The sequence below is a fragment of the Ruegeria sp. HKCCD9138 genome (assembly GCF_057220975.1).
Genome location: NZ_JBWVAZ010000003.1, coordinates 436699 through 459879, shown reverse-complemented (window position 1 = coordinate 459879; position 23181 = coordinate 436699). Strand labels below are relative to the sequence as shown.

The 23181-nt window shown below is 57.9% G+C and carries 15 protein-coding genes and 1 tRNA gene; 10 read left to right on the top strand and 6 right to left on the bottom strand.

Annotation, left to right across the window (positions count from 1 at the left end; all coding sequences use genetic code 11):
• Positions 1–250: 250 nt before the first annotated feature.
• Positions 251–2176, top strand: a complete 1926-nt coding sequence (locus tag AC2TEL_RS08020; RefSeq protein ID WP_480903086.1) for a DUF3604 domain-containing protein — start codon at positions 251–253, stop codon at positions 2174–2176.
• A gap of 14 nt (positions 2177–2190) precedes the next feature.
• Here AC2TEL_RS08020 and AC2TEL_RS08015 read toward each other — a convergent pair whose 3' ends face one another.
• Complete coding sequence (locus AC2TEL_RS08015) at positions 2191–2916, bottom strand: lysophospholipid acyltransferase family protein (RefSeq protein ID WP_480903084.1); 726 nt, start codon at positions 2914–2916, stop codon at positions 2191–2193.
• A 143-nt stretch (positions 2917–3059) separates the two neighbouring features.
• Between AC2TEL_RS08015 and AC2TEL_RS08010 the strand changes: the two genes are divergently transcribed.
• From AC2TEL_RS08010 to lptF, 8 genes are all read left to right on the top strand, one after another.
• Positions 3060–3135, top strand: a tRNA-Trp gene (locus tag AC2TEL_RS08010).
• Positions 3136–3889: 754 nt separating this feature from the next.
• Positions 3890–7189 (top strand): adenylate/guanylate cyclase domain-containing protein, encoded by a 3300-nt coding sequence (locus AC2TEL_RS08005; protein ID WP_480903082.1) that lies wholly within the window; start codon positions 3890–3892, stop codon positions 7187–7189.
• A gap of 123 nt (positions 7190–7312) precedes the next feature.
• A complete protein-coding gene (locus AC2TEL_RS08000; RefSeq protein ID WP_480903080.1) occupies positions 7313–8872 on the top strand; it encodes an FAD-binding oxidoreductase in 1560 nt (519 codons plus the stop codon).
• Between the two features lie 40 nt (positions 8873–8912).
• A complete protein-coding gene (locus AC2TEL_RS07995) occupies positions 8913–10598 on the top strand; it encodes a hypothetical protein (protein WP_480903079.1) in 1686 nt (561 codons plus the stop codon).
• Complete coding sequence (locus AC2TEL_RS07990; RefSeq protein ID WP_480903077.1) at positions 10591–12348, top strand: ferritin-like domain-containing protein; 1758 nt, start codon at positions 10591–10593, stop codon at positions 12346–12348. Before AC2TEL_RS07995 ends, AC2TEL_RS07990 begins: the two co-directional genes overlap by 8 nt.
• Before the next feature lie 2 nt (positions 12349–12350).
• Positions 12351–13661 carry a radical SAM protein gene (locus AC2TEL_RS07985; protein WP_480903075.1) on the top strand — a complete coding sequence of 437 codons (1311 nt, stop codon included), beginning with the start codon at positions 12351–12353 and terminating at the stop codon, positions 13659–13661.
• A 3-nt stretch (positions 13662–13664) separates the two neighbouring features.
• Positions 13665–15071: a flavin-dependent monooxygenase QhpG gene (qhpG, locus tag AC2TEL_RS07980; protein ID WP_480903073.1), complete on the top strand. Its 1407-nt coding sequence runs from the start codon at positions 13665–13667 to the stop codon at positions 15069–15071.
• A gap of 69 nt (positions 15072–15140) precedes the next feature.
• Complete coding sequence (lptF, locus tag AC2TEL_RS07975) at positions 15141–16280, top strand: LPS export ABC transporter permease LptF (RefSeq protein ID WP_480841056.1); 1140 nt, start codon at positions 15141–15143, stop codon at positions 16278–16280.
• On the opposite strand, the gene AC2TEL_RS07970 is transcribed toward lptF, so the two are convergent.
• A complete protein-coding gene (locus AC2TEL_RS07970; RefSeq protein WP_480903071.1) occupies positions 16277–17107 on the bottom strand; it encodes a LysR family transcriptional regulator in 831 nt (276 codons plus the stop codon). The two genes, lptF and AC2TEL_RS07970, sit on opposite strands and share 4 nt — an antisense overlap.
• A gap of 100 nt (positions 17108–17207) precedes the next feature.
• Between AC2TEL_RS07970 and AC2TEL_RS07965 the strand changes: the two genes are divergently transcribed.
• Complete coding sequence (locus AC2TEL_RS07965; protein WP_480841052.1) at positions 17208–17810, top strand: HD domain-containing protein; 603 nt, start codon at positions 17208–17210, stop codon at positions 17808–17810.
• 48 nt (positions 17811–17858) lie between these two features.
• Here AC2TEL_RS07965 and speB read toward each other — a convergent pair whose 3' ends face one another.
• The 4 genes from speB to speA all read right to left on the bottom strand — a co-directional run bounded on the left by speB (position 17859) and on the right by speA (position 23077).
• Positions 17859–18701, bottom strand: a complete 843-nt coding sequence (gene speB, locus AC2TEL_RS07960; protein WP_480903070.1) for an agmatinase — start codon at positions 18699–18701, stop codon at positions 17859–17861.
• Entirely contained in the window at positions 18698–19867 is a 1170-nt protein-coding gene (gene nspC, locus AC2TEL_RS07955; protein ID WP_480903068.1) for a carboxynorspermidine decarboxylase, read from the bottom strand. Before nspC ends, speB begins: the two co-directional genes overlap by 4 nt.
• 84 nt (positions 19868–19951) lie before the next feature.
• Positions 19952–21163 carry a saccharopine dehydrogenase family protein gene (locus tag AC2TEL_RS07950; protein WP_480903067.1) on the bottom strand — a complete coding sequence of 404 codons (1212 nt, stop codon included), beginning with the start codon at positions 21161–21163 and terminating at the stop codon, positions 19952–19954.
• Positions 21164–21187: 24 nt separating this feature from the next.
• Positions 21188–23077 carry a biosynthetic arginine decarboxylase gene (gene speA, locus AC2TEL_RS07945; RefSeq protein WP_480903065.1) on the bottom strand — a complete coding sequence of 630 codons (1890 nt, stop codon included), beginning with the start codon at positions 23075–23077 and terminating at the stop codon, positions 21188–21190.
• Positions 23078–23181: the final 104 nt, after the last annotated feature.

Sequence of the window (23181 nt, the reverse complement as noted above, 5' to 3'; positions counted from 1 at the left end):
CCGCGAAGGCGGCCGCACCGTCGGCGCCGGCGTCGTGTCGAAAATCATCGAGTAAGTCGCGCAAGCGAATGAGCAGACAGAAAGGGCGTCCCTCGGGGCGCCCTTTTTCTCATTGCCGGATTTTCTCCCAGCTTGGCAGAATCGAAATTCCACGACATTGTATTCAAGACTGTAAATATAATGTTTTTTAGAGAATAGATGGCGAGCAAAACCAAAAGAGCCTTTTGCGTAGCCGTTTGTGGAGGAAAAAATGGTTCGGTTCCTGACCTCGTTCGCCTTAGGTTTTGTTTTTGCAACATCGGCATTCTCGGATGGTGCCCCAAGCAAGGAAGCGGCCGAAGGAACCTTTGCAGAGAAGCCGTTTTCGCCCTATGCGAACCGGACTATCCCTGAGCGGCCGCTTTGGGGGGATACGCACCTTCATACGGGCCTGTCCCTCGATGCTGGAGCCTTTGGCAATACGTTGCTACCGGATGAAGCGTGGCGGTTTGCGAAAGGAGAGCAAATAATCTCTTCGACAGGACAACCCGTCAGGCTAGCGCGACCGCTGGACTGGATGGTTCTGACTGATCACACGGATCTGATGGGCTTCGCGCCAGACCTGCAGGCGGGCAAGCCGGGGGTGTTGTCCCATCCCAAGGGACTTGAGTGGTATGAAGGGTACAAAGCTGGCGGTGATGCGGCAGGCGAGGCCGCATTTGACATAATAGGTAACTTTTCTCAGGGCACTTTGCCTGAGGTTCTTCTGAACTCGTATAGCCCGGGTGCAGACGCATTTGCCTTCACCTGGGAGCACATTGTGATGGCCGCTGAGCGTCACAACGATCCGGGGAAATTTACTGCATTCATCGGTTTTGAATGGACGTCGGTTCCAAAGGGCTTCAACCTTCACCGCAATGTCATGTTGCGCGACGGTCCAATTCGGGCATTGCAGTTTGTGCCCCCGGTCACGCAGCCCCCATTTGGTGACACGGACCCGAAAAGCCTTTATGCATGGCTCGAGCGGTATCAAGAGAAAACGGGCGGGCGCGCAGTTGCATTTGCGCATAACGGCAACTTGTCAAATGGCTGGATGTTCCCGACCGAGGATACGTATCATGGCGGGAAAGTCGACGAAGAGTACGTGAGCAATCGCGCCAAGTGGGAACCCCATTACGAAGTGACCCAAATCAAAGGGGATGGCGAAGCGCACCCGTTTCTGAGCCCGGATGACGAGTTTGCCGACTACGAAAACTGGGACGTTGGGAATCTGGATATCACAGAGCTCAAGACGGACGAAATGCTGGCCGGCGAATACGCGCGCGAGGCATTGAAGCGCGGTCTCATGTTAGAAGAAAAGTTTGGAGTGAATCCTTATAAATTCGGCATGGGTGGCGCGACCGACAGCCATACATCACTGGCAACTGCCGAAGAAGACAACTATTTCGGCAAAAGCGTCAGCGCCGAACCCTCCCCAACCCGCGTGCTACATCCGTTTGTGCAAAGCGATTTGGGCGCCTTCGAAGGCCACACGCTTGTCGCCTCCGGCTACACCGCCGTTTGGGCCACTGAAAACTCGCGCTCCGCCATTTTCGACGCTTTCAAACGTCGCGAGACGTATGCAACGACCGGACCTAGAATTTGGCTGAGATTCTTCGGCGGTTGGGACTTCAATGAAGAAGACCTTCAGACGCGCGCTGTCGCTGATGTCGGCTATGTCAAAGGCGTTCCGATGGGCAGTGATCTGAGAGAACGCGAAGGTGACGGAGCGCCAAATTTCCTGATCGCTGCTTTGCGCGATCCGGTGGGCGCAAACCTAGACCGGGTGCAGGTTGTCAAAGGTTGGCTAAGGGCAGACGGAACGCTGCAGGAAAAGGTCTATGATGTCGCATGGTCCGACGGCAGAGAGCCGGATGGAAACGGCAAGCTACCCGCAGTGGGTAACACTGTGGACCTAGAGAAGGCGAGTTGGATAAACAGCATTGGCACATCCGAGTTCGTCACGGTGTGGACCGATCCTGACTTCGATCCTGCCGAGAGGGCGTTCTACTATGTCCGTGTTCTGGAGATTCCGACTCCGCGTTGGGTTTTGTACGACAAGCTTCGCTATGGGGTGGAGTTGCCGCCGGAGGCTCAGTTGACCCACCAAGAGCGGGCCTATTCCTCGCCGATCTGGTACACACCCAAGGCGGAATGAGATATATCCAGACCTTAGGCCTGGAACTGCGCTGATTGCGGTTCCGGGCTCCATGGTTCGCGACCAACCATTCGGTCCGCTTCGGCGGTGATGTCGTTCATGTGCTGCTCAAGGCATTGCCGCAAAGACTCAATCTGGTCTTCGGTCGCTTTGCGGGGCACGGTTTCGGTCCATTCCCGGCACAGAAACACGCCTTCGTTGCGCCAGGGGCGCGGCATCAGCAAACGATCCCAGGTGTTTGCCTCGCGGCCATATCGGGCCGAGTAGGTGATGCCAAAGACCCGTTTGCCCGAGGTGCGGGCCCAGATGAGCGGTACCGTCGATGAAACCCGTTCCGGACCACGGGGCCCGTCTGCGGCGATGCCGATCGAGACGCCTTGTTTCATCTTACCCAAAACTTCTCGGGACAGGGCGACATGACGTTTTCTGCTGGTCATGGCGATGGTATCCATCCCGAACAGCTTTTGAACGCGGCCGACCATGCTGCCTGCACGCGCGGCAGAAGTGATGGAACAGATCCGCCCTTTGTCGAGGGGGAAGAAATAAGGCGACTGGGCCAGACGTTGATGCCACAGGACAACGATGACCGGCTCACCTTGTTCGGCCAGCTTGTCAAGCTCTTCATAGCCGATGCGCTGCCAGCGCGTATTTCGGTGGACCAACCGGATATAGCTTGCAATGCGCCGGGCAAACCAGTTCAGAACGGTTTCGCTGTCGGCGATTTTCTTGCGGATGCTCAAGAGTGGTGTCCTTCTGCTGGCCGAGCCCTGTCTTAAAGAACTGCTCGTCAAGCGCAACTTTTTTGTCAGGCGGCAAACTGTCGGAGAATGTGAAAAAGCCTCTTGAGTCCGCCGCGCCACTGGCATATCTGAGGGCGCACCATAGGGGTATAGCTCAGTTGGTAGAGCGACGGTCTCCAAAACCGTAGGTCGCGGGTTCGAACCCTGCTGCCCCTGCCATTCAAATCAATCACCGATCCCGCATTACGCTGCCCGCTGAGTTTCTGGAGGCGGCCCGCGCAAGCGCAATCTGGCGGAAAACCGTGACCGTCGGCAGGTCGGACGGCATATTGGCGTGGAAGGTTCGAGGGGCTGGCCGAGGGGGTTATCACCAGCCCCTCTCGGGGATCTACGGTCCGATAAATGCGTTCCGATAACTTCACTTTATGATTTGCACGGACACAGCGAAATTGGGGAAATCCCTTAATGGCGCCATTTTCTGGCGGCCGATTTTCGTTTCAAATCTGAAAACAGTGAATTTCCCAATGAATCGTGGACACAATTTTGCCACAATGTCACTCTGCGTTGGTGGGCGGCACGTCTGAATTTTAGCACATACTGGTTTTTCAACTGGTTTATCGAGGGGGTTACGAGTGCGAGGTGCCGCCCCACGAACCCTCCCTTCCATGATCTGCTCATTTCTCTGACAGCCTAAATGTTCCTCATAGAGCATTTTCGTGCTGACACGGACAGTGCACTTGCTTCGGCGCTTCCGCACTGGGCGGACAAATGTGTCACGAATCTGGCTGTTGGACGTCCGTCTGCCCCCGTTAATTCACTTGACGTTTTGGGGTAGAAAGAAAAAGCTACCCGCACAGCCGATGAAAGCGCCAGTTACTTGGCCTAAGCTGCCAAGGCTGAACGGCTTTTACTCGGGACTGGTCTGCTCTGGCCGGTGGCGGTAAGCCGGTGTCGGATGGGGACAGTGGGGGCAATGACAGAGATTGGCGCATATTTGGAGGAGCTCGGGCTGGAGAAGTACGTGCCCGTATTCTCGTCGAACGAAGTAACGCTGTCGGATCTCGCGCATTTGTCCGAGCACGATCTGATTGACATGGGGTTGCCGTTGGGGCCAAGGCGGCGCCTTATGGCGGCATTGAGTGACACCGGGACCGTTGCTCCGGTCATTGGGCATGGCAAGATTGTCGCCGAACGGCGGCAACTGACGGTGATGTTCGTGGATCTGGTCGGTTCAACAGCCATGTCAGAACGCCTGGACCCCGAGGATCTGGGTGAGCTGATCCGACGTTTCAAGGAAACCTGTACAACCGCAGTTGCGCGGTTTGGGGGCCACGTTGCCAGCTTCATGGGCGATGGAGCGATGATCTATTTCGGGTATCCGCACGCGCTTGAAGATGCTGCCTCACGCGCCATTAACGCGGGGCTGGAAATTCTGGACGGCTTGAAACGCATCGAAGGGCAGGAAACCCTGCGGGCGCGGGTCGGGGTGTCCACCGGGCTGGTGGTGGTAGGCACCATCCATGGCGAGGGCCTGAAAGAGCATGACGTGGTTATGGGGCGTACGCCGAATCTGGCCGCACGGCTGCAGGCACTGGCCGAGCCGAACGATCTGATCATCAGCCCGTCGACCCGAAGATTGATCGGAAATGCCTTTGATCTGGAAGACAAAGGCCATTTTGAACTGAAAGGTTTTTCTGAAAAGATACAGGCTTGGACCGTCACTGGTCAGGCCCGGATTGAACGACGTTTCGATATCATGCCAGGTGCGGGTGCCGGTCGGCTTGTGGGGCGCCATTCCGAGTTTCACAAGCTGCGTGAGAAATGGCACGAAGCCAGCCAGGGCGCCGGTCAATCGATCCTGATTACGGGCGAGGCCGGCATCGGAAAATCCCGCCTGATCGAAGGGCTTGGTCAGGAATTGCAGGGACAGGACGTGTTGCGGCTGAATCTGCAATGCTCGCCATTGCACGCCAACAGTGCTCTGTTTCCTGTCATTCAGCATCTTGAAAGCGCAGCCGGTCTTGCACCTGCAGACAGCGATGCAGAAAAACTGGCGAAGCTGGCGCATATCATGCGACGCCATCCGCCCGAGCATCTGCGTCTGATTGCCGATCTTCTGAGTGTCGACGCCGATAGCACGTTGGGCCCGCTTGAATTGCCGCCGCAGGTCAAGCTTGAGAAAACGTTGGAAGCGGTGACGGAACAATTGGCGGCGCTGGCGCAGGAAAAGCCTGTTCTGCTGCTGTTCGAGGATATGCACTGGGTCGATCCGACGACTTTGTCGCTGACCAATCACGTGATCGAAAGTATCAGAGATCTGCCGGTACTTATTGTCATGACCGCCAGGCCGGGTTTCGATCCGGGCTGGGGGCATCACAACAATACTTTGCATATTCCCCTCAGGCGTTTGGCAAATCGCGACGTCGCCGAGATCGTTGCAGACGTCGCTGGGGGGAACGCGGTTCCAGCCCCGGTTTGTGAGCTTATCGCGGCCAAGACCGACGGCATTCCGCTCTATGTGCAAGAGGTAACGCGCGCCCTGTTGGAATCGGGGCAGTTGCAACTGACGGATAAGGGCTATGCCCTCACAGGCCCGCTGCCGTCGTTGTCGGTGCCCAACACGCTCAAGGATTCGTTGATGGAGCGTCTGGACCGCCTGGGCATGGCCAAGGAAGTGGCCCAGACCGGGGCGGTATTCGGACGCCAGTTTTCGTTGGCCTTGTTGGCGTCTGTTTCGATCCTGTCGCCGACAGTGTTGCAGGCGGGCTTGGATCAGCTGTCCTCGGCAGGGCTGATCCTTCAGGTTTCGGAATCCGCAGGGGATGAGTTCATGTTCCGGCATGCGCTGATCCGCGACATGGCTTATGACAGCCTGTTGCGCACCGAACGCCAGGTCATGCACGACCGGGCGGCCGGCGCGTTGCTGGAGAACCGGCCGCAAATGGCGCAGACCCAGCCCGAAGTTTTGGCGCAGCACTACACATTGGCCAATCGCAAAGATGAGGCCGTCGAACATTGGCAAAAGGCCGGGCGTCGCGCAATTGAAAGGTCGGGCCTGGCCGAGGCATTGACCCACTTGTCAAAAGCGTTGGACGAATTGGCGGATTTGCCGAAAAGCCAGGAACGGGACCTGCGCGAAATTGACATTCAAATCCTGCGCGCGGGTGTGTTGCGGTCCACAAGCGGAATACCGGGTGACGCCACCGGCGAGGCCTACGCCCGTCTGCGTGAACTGTGTCACCGCGCGAACGAGACCGAGAGGTTGTTCCCCGTCCTGAACGGGCTTTATGCATTCCATCTGGTGCGGGCCGAATACCGGATGGCCCAGGACGTGGCCACACAGATTCTCGACCTCGCGGCAGACAGTGGCCGGACCGAGCATCAGATGGTTGGTCATCGTGCTATGGGCGCGGTCCAGTTGCATCTGGGCAACCTGCCAGAGGCAGAGAAGAATCTGGAAAAAGCCTGGGCGCTGTACGACTTTGATCAGCACGGCCAACTTGCCTATGTCTATGGCACCGACCATTCGGCGATCACAGCGGCGTTTTTGGGGACGTGCTACTGTCTGATGGGACGGCACGAGGAAGCCTTGCGCATACAGCGCACTGCACTGGGGCTTGCACAAGAACTCAACCACGCACACAGTGTCGCGCAAACCCTGGTCTACATGTGCAAGGTCCACCTTCTTTCCCGCGATATTCCCGCTTTGCGGAAGGATGTCGAGACATTGGCCAAGGTAGCGGAAGAGCATTCCTTGCCCCTGATGGCAACCATCGCGCGCTTCTGGGGCAGTTGGGCCGACGCAGCGACAACGCCGAACGCAGAGAGCATAGAAAACCTGCACATGGCTGCCGAAGCCTGGTGGGCCGTCGGGGCAGGGAACTACAAAAGTTACTTCCTGTCCCTTATTGCAGAGCTGCAAATACAGGTCGGCGACTACGATGCTGCGCGGCGCATGCTGCAACAAGCCGGGCGGTTTCTGGCAGACACAGAAGAGAAATGGGCCGAAGCAGAGCACTTGCGAATACAGGCCGAGTTGACGATTCAAACAAGCGGAGACCCGGAGCCTCTGCTGCTGCGTGCAATCGAAACTGCCGGAAAGCAAGGTGCGCGCCTCTACGAGCTGCGCTCGGCCGTAGCTCTGGCCCAGTGGCGCCAGCAGAACGATGCACCGCTGGGCGATGATCTTGGGTCGGTTCTGGCGCGGTTCGCTCGGGATGACGACTTGCCCGACCTGAAAGAAGCACGCTTGTTGTTGGAAACATTGACTTGACCGAAGGGGTCGATTGCTGCCAGCTTGGGTGCGGGCAGATATGGGTTGATACCTGAAATTCAATTTCAAAGCGCGGATCCAGGCGTATCTGCGCCCATGCCGTATCTGTATTGAGGAGCGCCAATGCGCAAGATCAGTAAAACCCTATTGTCCAAAGATCGCATCATTCAAAGCCGAACGGATCTGACGCTACAGCGGTTTCACCCGATCAAACCGAAGCAGATCCGCGTGTTTGAAAAGGGTTTGATTGGTTCGGTGGTATTGCCAACGGACCCGGACTACAACAATGATCGGCAGGTCTGGAATCCGGCGTTTCAGGACTATCCCGAAATCATCGTATATTGCGAAACCATTGAGGATGTGCGTGCCAGCCTTGCTTTTGCGCGCGAGCACGATCTGTGGGTGGTCGCGCGGTCCGGCCGACACAGTACTGCGGGGTACTCGGTCAACAACGCAATGGTGCTGGACACCAGCCGAATGCGCTATGTGACCGTCGATCCGGATATGCCGATGGCGTATGTGGGTCCGGGCACGCCGTTCAAGATGCTGAACTCTGTGCTGAACTCGTATCACCTGCATGTGCCGGGCGGGGCCTGCCAGGATGTCTGCGTGGCGGGCTTCATGATGGGCGGTGGGTACGGTTTCACCTCGCGCCTTTTCGGTATGGCCTGTGACAACGTGCTGGGCGTCACGGTCATGTTGTGGGATGGCAGCATCGCGATCGCCGACGAAGAGACAAACCCTGACTTGTTCTGGGCCATCCGGGGAGGAACCGGCAACAATTTCGGTGTGCTGCTTGAAATACGTTACAAGCTGCACAAGCTCTACAAGGTCTGGGGATTCCACATCAAATGGCCGCTGAAGAAGGCGGCCAAGGCGCTGGAGTTTCTGCAGGCCAACTATATGAGAGACGGTATCTCCGACAAGTTCGGAGCTTATATTTTTCTGGCATATCAGGGGGACGAAAAGGTCCTGCTGGTCTCGGGTCTGTATCACGGCAGCAAGAAAGACGGAATGAAGGTGATCCAGCCGCTGCTGGACAAACCCATCGGTGGTCAGCTTGAGAACCAGAAGACCGGGACGTATCAGCAGATCAACTCGTGGTTATATGACGAGAAATACGACATTCCGGTCGTTCCTGATCAGGCCCGCGAGGACAAGCAGGCCGGTTACATTGATCGCCAGCTCAGCGCGGCGGACTGGCAGTTGGTGGTCGACTACCTCGACAGCACGCCGAATGCGTATGGCGCCGTCGCGATCGAGCCCTACGGAGGTGCCATCAACAAAGTGCCGGTCGGCAAGGACGGCAATGCCTTCATTCACCGCAATGTCTCGTTGAATTTTTACGTGGATGTCTTCTGGTTGTCCAAAGAAGAAAAGGATATTGTCGTGCCGTGGCTCGACGGGTTCATGAAGCTGATGAACGAGAAAGAGTTCTTTAACGGTCACGTTTATCAGAACTATCCGCGCCGGACGCAGCTGAACTATCGCTGGATGTATTGGGGCGACAATTTCAACTCTCTTCTGTTCGTTAAGCAGAAATACGACCCGCACAATTTCTTCCACTATCAGCAGAGTATTTCTCCGGTCCCCAAGGGATCGCCCGGATACATTATCCGGGACAAGTCCAAGTCGTTTTTCAAGGACAAGACAATCAGTTACCAATTCTATTCCAAGCCCTGAAAACAGGGACCGCCATGGCCAAACGGGGGGAGGGCCCAGCATGGATACGATACAGGAGATATTTTTTCTGCCACCAATGGCGGTTGCCCGTTTGGGGCCGGGTGAAACACCCCTGGAAAGCTATGAATGGCAACAGGACATGGATGCGCATGGGAACAACAAGACCGTCATCCGATCGAACGTGACCCTGCGCGAAAACGAGGATGGCAGCATCTCAGCCTATCTGCCCGATCCCAAGACAATTCGGTTCCGGGATGAAGGCGGTGCCTTGCGCCCGGTCGCGCCGTTTTTTGAGCTGTGGGCCCGGATGCATGATGCGGAAACCGGTGAAGAATACGAAACCCCTGTTTCGCTGGATTTTCTCGATGGGCAGGGGCTGTCGCTGCAGCATATTCGGTACACCATTGCAGTGGGCAACCAGAAGGCGGAACGTCGGACCGGCGACGCGGCTTGCGGTTTCAGGGCTCGGGTCGAAATCGCGGGCGAGGATTTTGCGCCGAAACCTCTGCTGGCCTTCAGTCCCCATACATCCGAGCAACAACCGATGGTCTATGAGCATAACCCGATCCCTCTGGGGTCGGTGCGCGCCATCCACCCGGTGCACGGTCATGATGAGCCCGTCAAAGGTCAGCCTGTCGACCGCAGCATTCTGCGTTTGCGTTTTACCCCGCCCAAGGGCGAGGTCTATGGCCCACCCGACGCTGCCTACGGTCCGGCAACGCTGGCCGTACCGGGCTACCAGAACGACCCGCCGAAATCCGAGTATGGTCGCATTCACGAAATCGTACCCGAACAGAACCGCATTCTGAACCCGGATACGCCGTGGTCGAAATGGATCATGATGAGCGGGATGTCGGACGACCCCGAACCGCATGACAGCTATGACGGCGCGCGCGTGGGAAACGATCAGTCCTGGGGCGTGGCTGACGATACCAGCGACGGCACGATCGAGGCCACATTGTCCGTGCGCGGGCAAAGGTTTACCGCAAGGGCGAATATCATGACGGGTCCGCCTGATTTCGCTCCGGACTGTCGGCCGTTCTACAGTCTCGAAGACGACCTGGCCGACCGCGACTTGTCTCTGGTGTCCGTAACCAAAGACAATTTCGTGCAGGCCAAGGCCGAAGTCGTCGATATTTTCCGCCGTGCGTTCGAGACCAACAGCCTGATCAATCTCGACGATATTCGGGCACAGGGCCTGAAGGACAACGCCAAGCTTCAGGCAAAAACCAAGATTTCACCAACCGAGGGCCTTCCCTCGACCGACGCGGCCTCGATGACCGAGGAAGACGCCAGACCGCCCGACAAGATCCCTGACCTGATCCGACCGCAACCTGTGTCGGTGTTCTCGAACTCGGTGCCGAATGACCGGCTGCCCTACACGGTGGCGACTAAATTCGTGCACGAGCAACTGATTGATGAGGAGAATCTGCTGGATTTTCTGCGCCGTCGCCCGGATTTCGTGAAAACCCTGCTACGTCCCCCTTATGGCATCCTGACTCAGCTTGAGACCGACCCGAACCCGGACCAGACGCCGAACCCGAACTTCCGTGATCCGCGGATTGTGCGCGACATGATGCACGATGCGCGGATGCCGCCTTATATGCGCGATTCCAACTATTACCCGCTGTCCCTTTCGCGGCGGCAATACCATCTGGTGATCTCGTTCATCGACTATCTGGCGGCGCAATCGTCCTCTCAGGAAACGGAGGTTCAGGATGTCTGATCGCCCCGACCAAATCCGCGTCAAACCCCGCAACCTGACAGCGCGCGCTGCCTATAAGGTGCCGGGCAACCCGGACAATACGCGCATGGACGGATCGGTCGGAAACTGTTTCCCCGGCCTTGAGATGGATGTTCGCAATCTCGACCGGCGGTTTTTTCCCGGTCTGGTTTTCAACGCGGCGCGTGTCCCGCTCAGCCCGGTGCCTGAGGCACCGAAGAACACGCAGGGCTTCCATCTGGTCTTTGTCGACTATTTCTACGACCCGATGCTGCCCGACAACAGCCCCGAGGACTGGGTGCAATCCCTGTTGACGGCCTATAGCGGTGAGGTTGGCGCCAAGCTCAGCCAGGGCCGCTGGTTTCTTTCCTGGGTCGAACAGGGGGGCAAGCGGATCACCTTCAGGGATGAGAATGGTGAGCCGTATGACGGGCTCATGGTGTGGCGTTTTATTCGCAGCCTGGAATGCGGTGACGGCAACCCGGTCACCATCGCGCTGGAACGCCGCAATCACGACGGCATTGTAGATAGCGAGCAAGTGGTTCTGCATGGTTATCGCCGCCAGTACAGGACCGACGCCGGAGTGTTCAGCGACGCCTATGACCCCGGTGAACTGACGCAGAGCCTGTGCAATCCCTGGTCCCACGATTTTCGCGATTGCGGTTGCCACTACTGGCCGTCGAACCACCCCGATGTGGTGGTTGCCGAAGTGCCGCATGATGCTGCTCTGCCCACTGGGCAACCGGACAATCCCATCGCGGCCGAGACCTATCTGGACTGGTTGCGGTCGGACAAATCTCCGTCCGGGAACGTGGCAGCGATGAATACGGTGGAACAGAACCGCCCCTATCAGATTGACCACTATCAGGTGAACAAGATGTGGAGCGAGCTGCCCATTGTGGTGGAAGGCCGGGAAACCGGGGAGGTCTACGAAGTTGATCCGGAATTGCCGGATACCGAGCCCTACGATTCGATCGAAGAAATGATCGATGATCTGCAAGAGCGGTTGGCTCCGATGGAGATGACGCTGAGCCTGCAGTATCTCTACGCGTACTTCTCGCTGGCCGATCCCGAGACGGCCGATACCAAGCGTTGGCCGACGCTGAAAGACGATCTGATTTTTGCCCGTCGCGCTGTGGTGGAGGTCGCCGTCGGAGAAATGACCCATATGCGTTGGGCCAACCAACTGCTGTGGGAACTTCAGGGTGACGCATACAAGCCGGTCCTGACCCCCGCCAAGACCCTGCGCTTTGGGCCGGGGCACGGAAAGGTCTACCTCAGGTCGCTACGACCGCTGACACAGGAGGCAATCGACGATTTTATCGAGATCGAACGCCCCGGAGGATACATCGACCGTGCTTATGCGAAATGTGTAAAGACGTTGGAGCAGAAGACCTTCACCAACCGCCGCCTCTACGCCCTGGCTGTGCGGATCGACAGTGACGGTGACGAGCATTTCCTGCGGTTCCGCCAAATGAAAGAGGTTCTGGCCAAATACGATACCGGAGTGGGGACTCCTGCGTATCTGCGACCGGTTCAGGTGGGAACCGAAGCGCAGACCAAAGACGCGCTCAGGCTGTTTGAGCAGGTCAAGGATGGCCTGAACAACGCTTACGCTCTGGAGGCCAAAAATCAGTACGAAAAGGCGCAAGATTACATTCAACAGGTGCGTGACATCATGAAACTGCTCCGCGTCGAAGGCGAAAAGCTGGCGGCGGAAGAGATCGGTATCCCGTTCTGGCCGGAGGATTGAGTGTGATTCCGCCCGCATCGCAGGTGCACTTTTTTGAAACCGATCACGGGCACCACATGCTGGCGGTGGATGGGTCGCGGGTTTTTGACGTGCCTTCTGATGCAGCTGAGCGGTTTGCCGCCTCCGATCCCGACGCTCAGCGCGCTTACCTCTTGTCGATGGGTTTGGAGGGAGCGCCGTATATCGGTGACCGCCCGCCGGAAGACATGCCCGTACGGTCCCTGTCCTTGGCTGTCGCGCAGAAATGCAATCTGGCCTGCACCTATTGCTACGCCTCGGGTGGAGAATTCGGAGGCCCTGCGCGGAACATGGAATGGGAAGTTGCCAAAGCCTCCGTCGACCGTCTGGTGGCCGAAGCCGAACCTGGCGTGCGGATCAATCTGGCCTATCTTGGCGGCGAACCCCTGATCAATCGTGACTTAATCCATCGGACCACCGAGTATGCAGCAGATCGCGCGCGGGCGCATGGTTTGCGGGTTGGGTTCTCGGTCACCACAAATGGCACGTTGCTGCGCCCAGAGGATGCCGAATTCTTTGAAATGTATGGATTTGCAGTCACGATCAGTCTGGATGGAGTGGGCGCATCGCATGATCGTTTGCGCCCCAATCGTGGCGGGCGCGGCAGCTATGACACAATATTGAAGCGCGTTGAGCCGCTGCTGGAAAGGCAGCATAGAATGCAGGTCGGCGCGCGTGTGACCGTGACGCCTCAGAACATGGATTTGCCGGAAACACTGGAACAGTTTGTGGGCATGGGATTTCACTCGGTGGGGTTCTCACCGATGCTGGCCTCGCCAAATGGCCGTCACGAGCTGAGCCGCTCGGATCTGGACGACATGCTGGGGCAGATGATCCTCTGTGGGCAAGCGTTTGAGGCGGCGGTGATCCGGGGGCGGCGCTATCCGTTTTCGAACATGTCGGCCGCCATGCAGGAAATTCACCGCGGCACCCATCGCCCGTATGCCTGTGGCGCAGGAGCGGGGTATTTCGGTGTGTCGGCCGAAGGCGGTCTGTTCGCCTGTCACCGCTTTGTCGAGGACAAGGCAGGCGCTATGGGCGATGTTTTCAACGGACCGGATTTGCGCCGCGATCGTTGGCTGGTGGAGCGGCACGTTCATGGGCAGTCGCCCTGCAACACATGTTGGGCGCGCTACCTCTGCGGTGGTGGGTGCCATCACGAGGTGATTCATCGCGGTCGCCCGGCCTGCGACTACATTCGCGGCTGGTTGCACTATTGCCTGCAAGCGTATGTCCGCCTGTCCGAGGCCCGACCGGATTACTTTGGCGGGACGGCACAATCCGTGTCTGCCTGATCGATGCCTGAGATTATAGACACTGAAGTCTGCGTGATCGGTGGGGGACCCGCCGGATCGACTGTTGGGCTGCGATTGGCACAGCTCGGTCGGAAGGTTTGCCTGCTTGAGCGCGCGGCGTTTCCCCGCGCCCATGTCGGAGAGTCGCTGCCTCCTTCGATCAGGCCAATTCTACACCTTCTGGGCCTGTCAGAGCAGATCGCATCAGGCGGCTTTCTGAATTCCACCGGCTCGATTCTTCATTGGGGCGGCACATTCGAGCGTCGTGGACCTGGTGAAGGAGAGACTGGGCTGTTGGTCGATCGTGGCAAGTTTGACGCCTTGCTGTTGGAATGTGCAGGTAAAGCTGGGGTACAGGTTTTGGATTCCGCCCGGGCTTATCGCCCTCGGCGCTTCAAAACCGGGTGGGAAATTCCCGTGAAAAATCGGGGCGGAGTACAGTACATCCGCGCCCGGATATTGGTGGATGCTGCCGGTCGGCAGGCGGGCTTGGGGCGCAGGTTTCGTCCAGCTTCGCAACCGCTGCTTGCACTCTACGCTTACTGGAACGCGCCCCGAGGATTCGGCGCGCAAACACGTGTCGAGGCAGGATACGCGCATTGGTACTGGGGGGCGATGCTGCCAGATCATTCCGTCAACGCGATGGTGTTTGTCGATCCGGCCTCGTGCACCGGATTGTCGCCGGCAGATCGCCGCGATCTCTATCTGAACTTGTTGGCGCAATCGACGCTTTTGTCGCCCTGCCTGGAACAGCAACGGATTGGCCCCGTCCGACGCATCGACGCCACCAGCCTGATCGAAACCACATCTCCTGAATCGCACTTATTGCGGGTCGGAGAAGCCAGTTTCACAGTTGACCCTTTGTCGTCACAAGGGGTGCAGCTGGCAATGGGTCAGGCGGTGCAGGCCGCCGCGGTTGTTAATACGGTTCTGACTCGCCCCGAAAATACAGATCTGGCGTTGTCGTTCTACCGCGACCGGCAGACCGAGAGGGTTCAGACACACGCTGCTCTGGCCGCTGAATTCTATGCCCGGCAGCATAAGGTTTCGTCAGCGGAGTTCTGGTCGGCGCGCTCTCACCCGATGAGTTCGGTTTCTCGAACCCCGGTCGAGCCGGAAATGACCGACATACCCAAAGGAATGCCGCTGCAACTGGCCCCAGAAACCAGAGTATCGGTGTCTGGCCTTCAGACTGAAACCCATATCGAGCCCGCGACCGTCCTGTATCATCCAGCCTTGCCGCGTCCGGTTGCCAATCTTGAAGGGACCCCGATCATTCCGTTGCTAAACCAGCTGGATCGCCCGGAATCTTCGGCGGGTATTCTCAGCCGATGGTCGGACATTCTGGGCGTGGATCGCGCGACGCGGATACTACGGTGGCTCTGGCAAAACAGGATTCTGGTCGGGTAATCCCGGTTTCCTCTGCCCTGCGTTTGCCCTAATGTCCCCGCACGTCGCCAACAGCCAAGAAGAGGTCACATGTCGCGTTTTGATGGGTATTTCCTGCGGCAATTGCTGGTTCTGTTCGGCTTTTTTACTCTGGTTCTGGTCGGAGTTTTCTGGATCACGCGGTCAGTCAGCCTGTTTGATCGTGTGATCAGTGGCGGTCAGTCCGCGATGGTGTTTCTGGAATTCACGGCTCTGACACTTCCAACGCTGATCCGAACCGTGATGCCGATGGCGATATTCGCCGCGGCGGTTTACGCCACCAACCGATTGAGCCGTGAAAGCGAAATGACCGTAATGCTGGCCACCGGGTCCAGCCCATGGCGGCTTGCGCGAGCCGTTTTTTTCTTTGGTCTGATCGCCGGTCTGATGATGGCGGTGATCAGTGTCTTCCTGCGCCCGGCGTCGGTCGAGCAACTGGAACTGCGGCAAGCCGAGGTTGCCGGAGACGTCACTGCACAGCTACTGAACGAAGGTGAATTTCTGCACCCGGCAGAAGGTGTTACGGTCTACATTGGGCAGATTGATCTGGACGGCACATTGCACGAGGTTTTTGTGTCCGACCGGCGGGACGAAGAAAACCCGGTCAGCTATTCCAGTACGACAGCTTATCTCGTCAACGAGGAAACGGGCATTCACCTCGTGATGGTGGATGGTGTTGCGCTCAGGCTGAATGCCGACGGAAAGACATTGTCATCGACCCTGTTTGAAGACGCGTCCTATGATATCACAGAGTTGACCAGTGGTGGAGAAATGGGTCACCGCAGTATCGGTGCGATTTCAACTATTGATCTGATCAATAACCGCGATGCGGTGGCGCAGTCCGACGGGCACAGTCAGGGGCGCCTGATCGAAGAACTGCATCAGCGCTTTTCCTGGATTGCGATTTGTATCGCTGTGGCTTTGGTCGGGTACGCGACCCTGACGCTTGGCAGTTTCTCTCGCTTCGGCCTCTGGCCGCAAATTCTCTGCGCGTTCTTGATTCTGGTTTTGCTGGAAGGTGTACGGGGGCTGATCTCGCCCATTGTGATCGAAGATCCGAACCTGTGGATACTGCTGTATCTGCCGGCGATCATCGGCATCCTGATCTCTTGCCTTTTCCTGATGATATCGGGGCGACCCTTATTTCGTGCTCGACCCAAGGGCGCGAACGGAACGTTGTCACAGGCCTAAGACACCTCTCGCAGATCGATCAGGCAGCCAAGTATGTCGTCGAATGCGGTTCCGTCTCGCCTGGCAACCAGATATAGGGGCAGCATCAAATCCAATGCTCCGGCAACCGGGACCAGCTCACCTGTACGCAGGTGTTCTTTGATGACGTATTGCGGGAAGTACCCGGCGCCTTCCCGCCGCAGGACATAGCGCAAAGCCATCATGCAATTTCCAAGAAAAACCGTTTGGCCGGATGCCTGTCGCGCTGCCGATCGCACATGATCTTGATAGATCTCACCCAGTTCCAGGTTTACGAAAACCCGGTCCTCGCCGGATCCCTTGGTTTCTACCAGCAATAGGCGTTCAGCGTTCAGTTCCCGATACAGCACACGCGGGTCCGAGGGTTTTTCGTGGGTCAGTGCTGCATCCAGAACGTGGGTCGCGACGGCCTCGACCATATTCAGGTCATGATCGTAGTTGAGCGTCATCAACAGTTGGCCGAGGCGCTGTTCATACAGCACGGCCAGATCAACCAGAAGCGGGTCCCAGACACTCAGTTGCGCCCCAAGTCGAAGGACAACTCGGTTCTGGGTTTGCAGGGGTAAATCGCGGGAAGCAAAGGACCAGAGCGACAGCATCTGTTCGGCATAAGGCCGGAATTGTCGTCCAAAGTCTGTCAGGCTCGTGCCGCCCGCGCCACGACTGAACAAGGGTTTTCCGGTTTCCTCTTCAATCAGTCGGATGCGGGCACTGACGGCGGTTTGAGTTACGTTTAGCTTGCGGGCTGCGGCGTGGAACCCGCCCAAATCGGCTACGCACAGAAATGTTTCAAGGGCATTGATCTGCATATCGAAAGTATTTTTTAATCAGTTTGATAAAATCAATTCATTTTTTTACTCACACTGGATTTGGTAGACTGGGCGTAGCTCATCAGCCAAAGGACGCGCCATGCTGGACAAAAGCCACAAACCCACCTGGACCAGTTTCGAAAACGCCACCAAGGAAGATTTTCTGGCGGTGATGGATTACGAGGACGCCTATAATGCGGCCCTGGCGGATCGCATTCTGGACGCGATCCGATCATTAGATGAAGAGTGGACGCCTTACCCGGTAAATCGCTACCAGCACAGCCTGCAAGCTGCGACCCGTGCTTACAACGACGGCGCAGACGAGGAGATTGTCATTGCAGCGCTGGTGCATGATACAGGCGATATCCTGTCTCCGTACAACCATGGTGAGCTGTCGGCGGCCATGATGAAGCCTTATGTCAGCGAACGTACTTATTGGATACTCAAACACCACTGTGTGTTTCAGGGCTATTACTACAACCACTTTCTTGGGGGTGACCGGAATGCGCGCGACAAGTACCGCGACAGCCCTTACTGGGAAGATTGCCGGTACTTCTGCCACGAATACGATCAATGCGCTTTTGATCCGAACTATCCGACCAAACCGCTGGAGTTTTTCGAACCCATGCTGCGCCGCATACTCGACAAGAGCGAAGGTCACATGGAGCTGAACGAGACCGCAGACGACGGTAAATCGGATTGAAAAGCGTGCAGGGCGGGCCGGGCTGGCCCGTCCTGACCGATTGCAGTCTCAGCAGCTTGCCATCAAACGATAGACAATCTGTGCCGCGGTGAAGTCCCAGGCAGCATTGCCGTCCGGGGCCAGTTCCACCACGTCGAAGCCCACGCATGTTCGGCCTTTCAAGGCGTGCTCCACTAGCCTCAGGGCTTGATAATAGCCCAGCCCACCGGGGACTGGTGTACCGGTTGCGGGCATCAAAGACGGGTCCAGCCCGTCGACGTCGAAGCTGACATAGACCAGATCGGGAAAGTCGCTGGGCAGGTCGACGGCGTGGATATTGCCGGTGACCAGATCCTCGGCATCCACATGAAAGACGTGGTTTCTCAGGCGGCTTTTGGCCTCTTCCGTCGAAAAGGCGCGAACGCCGAACTGAGCCAGCCGGATGCCTTCTTCGGCCAACAGATGCATGACCGAGGCGTGGCTGTGTTTCTCGCCCTGATAGGCATTGCGCAGGTCGGCATGAGCGTCGATCTGGACGATGCCGACAGGCTGGTTCAGGGCGCGCGCCACGCCCGTCACCGCGCCGTAGGTGAGGGAATGCTCTCCGCCCAAGGTCACCGGCACTTTGCCCGCTCGGACGGCAGCTTCGGTGCGTTGGGCGAGGCGTTCCATGATGTCAGGCAGGGCGGCGTCGCAATTCAGTGGGTCTTCGGTGAAAATGCCCTCTACGCAGGGTTCGGCGTGGCCGGTGATACGTTCCAGTTCGTTGCTGGCCTCGATGATTGCTGCGGGGCCATTCGCGGTGCCCGATCCGTAGGAGACAGTGCGTTCCAGCGGCACCGGGATCACGCGAAAACGGGCGTCTTCGGTGCGCTCGGATTCCGTCAGTTCACTGTCGAGGAAAATGGTCATGAGAGTCTGTCCTTGAAGTCGTCATAGCCGAACTGCTTGATGATCTTCAGCTCGTCCGTTTCGCTGTTCCATAGCGCGATTGTGGGCAGGGGAACACCGTTGAACGTGTTGGTCTTGACCATTGAGTAATGCGCCTGATCGAGGAAGGCGAAGCGCTGACCGATCTCCAGCGGTTTCTCCCACGTATAGTCACCGATCACATCGCCGGCTAGGCAGGACGGGCCGCCCAGACGGTAGGTGTGGCCAGCCCTGATCTCGTCCATCAGAGCGGGGCGATAGGGCGCTTCGATCACATCAGGCATGTGGCAGGTGGCCGAGATATCGGTGATCGCAAGGTTCATGCCATTGGTTGGCAGGTCAAGGATTTCTCCGACCAGAATGCCTGCGTCCAGCGCGACGGCCTCGCCGGGTTCGAGATAGACATCAATGTGGTACTCGTCTCGGATGGATTTGATGAAGGAAACCAGCCCATCGCGGTCGTAGTCGTCACGGGTAATATGATGGCCGCCACCAAAATTCAGCCATTTAAGGTGGCCCATGAATGGCTTGAGTTTCGGCTCCACCGAGGCCCATGTGCGATGCAAGGGCTCGAACCCCTGTTCGCAGAGCGTGTGCATGTGCAGACCGACGACTCCGTCCAGCGTTTCGGCAGTTAACTGACTGACTGGTGTGCCCAGACGAGAACAGGGCGCACAGGGATCGTATTTGGCGACCTCGCCTTCGGAATGTTCCGGGTTGATCCGCAGGCCGACCTGTACGCCTGCGCCCTGTGCCTTGGCGAGAAATCGGTCTTTCTGGGCCGGTGAGTTGAAGATGATGTGGTCGGACAGCGCAAGTATCTCGTCTATATCGGCATCCTTGTATCCGGCGCAGAAGGTGGCGACCTCGCCGCCGTATTCCTCTCGGCCCAGACGGGCCTCATAGATGCCGGACGCACAGGTGCCGCCGAGGTGTTGTCGGACCAGCGGTGCCAGCGAGAACATGGAGAATGCCTTGAGGGCGCTCAGCACATGTGCGCCGGATCGGCTGCCCACGTCGGCAAGGATGCGCAGGTTTCTTTCGACGGCTTTTTCGTCGACCACGAAACACGGCGATGGTACACGGCTGAGGTCGAATTTGCGAAAGGCTCCGGCATCTCCGGCCTGGGTTGTCATCATGTCAGACATGTCCGGCGTCTCCTTGGGTGGAGAGGCCGGGGGCGCTGCCCCCGGACCCCCGGAGTATTTTCGAAAAGATGAAGCGCAATCGGATCAGAAGTCGACCGGGCTGTCGAGTTCGTGGACCTGCCACGGCAGGCCATGTTCGTTCAGCATGTCCATGAAGTCATCGGGGTCGAGCTGTTCCATGTTCCACACGCCGGGCTCACGCCAGTTGCCCTTTAGCACCTGCGCTGCGCCAATCATGGCTGGGACGCCGGTGGTATAGCTGACGGCCTGAGAACCAACCTCGCGGTAGCACTCTTCGTGGTCGCAGATGTTGTAGATGTAATAGGTCTTTTCGCCTGAACCGTCCTTGGCCTGACCAGTTGCGATGTCGCCGATGCAGGCCTTGCCTTTGGTTTCGGCACCCAGATCGCCGGGATCGGGCAGCAGGGTTTTCAGGAACTGGATCGGGATGATTTCCTTGCCGTCATGCATCACCGGGTCGATGCGGGTCATGCCGACGTTTTCCAGTACCTTGGCGTGGGTGATGTAGGCGTCGCCGAAGGTCATCCAGAAGCGGGCGCGTTCGATCTCGGGGAAGTGGGTCGAGAGCGACTCCAGTTCCTCGTGATACATCAGGTACATGTTCTTGGGGCCGATGGCGGGGAAGTCGAACTCGACCTTGTGGGTCATGGCGGGGGAGTGTTTCCACTCACCGTTTTCCCAGTGGCGTACTTCGGCCAGCACTTCGCGCAGGTTGATCTCGGGGTTGAAGTTGGTGGCAAACTCTTGCTCGTTCTGGCCGCCATTGGCGTCCAGCACGTCGATCTGGCGGATCGTGTCCAGCTTGTGTTTCTTGAGCCAGGTGGCGAAGACCGAGGTTACGCCCGGATCGAAGCCGGAGCCGAGGATGGCGGTCAGGCCGGCCTCTTTGAACTTGTCCTGATAGGCCCATTGCCAGTGGTATTCGAACTTGGCCTCATCCTCGGGTTCATAATTCGCGGTGTCGAGATAGTGGATGCCCGCCTCGAGGCACGCGTCCATCAGCACCAAGTCCTGATAGGGCAGAGCAAGGTTCACAAGAATCTCCGCTCCGGTTTCCTTGATCAGCTCGACCGTGTCTTCGACCTTGTAGGCGTCCAGCTCAGCGGTTGCGATATCGACACCAACACGCTCTTTGACCGCTTTGGCAATGGCGTCGCATTTCGATTTCGTGCGGCTGGCCAGCGTGATCTCGGTGAAGATATCCGAATTCATCGCCATCTTGTGCACGGCGGCGTGGGATACGCCACCCGCGCCGACAACCAGTGTTTTGCCCATGGGGTATTCTCCTCTTACAGGGGGTTATTCGTAATAGGTGTAGCCGTTGATCGAGTCGCGATAGGCGCTCATCAGGGTTTTGCGGTCCTTGGCTTTCAGAGTACCGGTCGAGATCGCCTCGTCCACCATTTTGCGGAAGGCGGCGACGCAGTCCTGCGGGTCGAACTCGACATAGGAGAGGACCTCGGAAATCGTGTCGCCTTCCTGTTCATGCAACAAGTCAAAGCCGCCATCGGCGCGCAGGTCGATGGTGACAACGTTGGTGTCACCAAAAAGGTTGTGTAGATCGCCCAGCGTTTCCTGATAGGCACCGACGAAGAAAACGCCCATGAAATATTCTTCGTTCTCGGGCAGGGAATGCACCGGCAAGCTGGGTGAGACGCCGTCGGCCAGGATGAACCGGTCGATCTTGCCGTCGCTGTCGCAGGTGATGTCGGACAACACCGCGCGGCGATCCGGGGTCTGGTTCAAGCCCTGTAGTGGAACGATCGGGTGTAGCTGGTCGATGGCCCAGACATCCGGCAGCGACTGGAACAACGAGAAATTGCAGTGGTAGATATCGGCCACCTTCTCAAGCTGATCGTCCACATCTGTTTCCAGATCATCGCTGGCAGCCAGCGCCTTGAGGCGCGCCATCAGCGACAAATAGATGCGTTCGCCCCGGGCCATTTGGCGTAGGTCGACGTAGCCCCGGCGGAACAGGGCGCGCAGTTCGTTGCGATAGAAGGTGGCGTCGTTCCAGCATTCCTGGAGTCGATCACGGGAAAGATACGTGTGCACCAATGCGAGGTCCGAAACCATGTGGTGATCGTCCGGTTCGACCTCGGGCCCGTTGGGCGCGTCATACAGCGTGCTTTCTAACACGTTGAACACCAGCATCGAAGAGGTCGCCACAACCGCACGGCCGCTTTCGGTAACCAGAGTGGGGTGGGCTACTTCTGCTTCATCCATCGCATAGGCCACCGCTTCGACGACGTTGGCACAGTATTCTTCGACCGTGTAATTGATCGAGTTCTCGGCGGCCTTCTTTTCGCCGGTATAGTCCACGCCCATACCGCCGCCGAGGTCTAGGTGAGTTAGCGGCACGCCTTCACGCGTCAGTTCGGTGTAATAGCGACAGGCCTCGCCCACGGCACGGCGCACGTCGTTGACGTCCTGCACCTGGCTGCCCAGGTGCGAGTGCTGCAGTTTCAGGCAATGCAGCAGGCCAGCCGCGCTCAGCTTGTCCACCGTGGCGACAAGCTGATCGGTGTTCATGCCGAATGCCGAGCGGTCGCCCGAGCTTTCTTCCCACTTGCCGCTGATCTGATTGGTCAATTTCACCCGCACGCCGATCAGGGGTTCAATGCCAAGTTCGTTATAGACCTCGATCACCGTGTCCGCCTCTTTCGGGCTTTCCAGCACGATGACTGTGTTGAAGCCGATCTTGCGGCTGAGGATCGCGAGCTGGATGAACTCGGCATCCTTGACGCCGTTGCAGACGATCAGCGCCTCGGGGGCCAGGCGGTGGGCAAGCGCCACCACCAGTTCGGGTTTGGACCCAGCTTCGAGCCCATAGTTATACTTCTGACCGAACTCGACGATCCGGTCGACCACTTGCGCCTGTTGGTTCACCTTGATCGGGAACACGCCGCGGTAGTGGCCATTGTATCCGGTGCGCGTTATTGCTTCGGCGAAGCTCTCGTTGATATGCGCGATTTCGTTTTCCAGATAGGAGCTGACGCGCAGGATCATCGGGGCTTTGATGCCACGTTCGTCCAGATCGCTGAGAATACCCGGCAGACTAATCGCAGCCGCCTCTGGCGCCATCGGGTTGCGCAGACCGATCTCGCCCTGCTCCGTCACCTCGATGAGGCCTTTGCCCCATTTCTCAACCCCGTAGATGGAATGCGGTGCGTCAGGCGTCTGTTTCAATCAAGTCAGTCCTTGCCGTTCGGATGTCCGAGTTCGCGCCCGCCAATACGGCAGGAGTTTGATTCTTCCAAGTGTAATCTATGCAACTGGCTTTGCCGAACTTT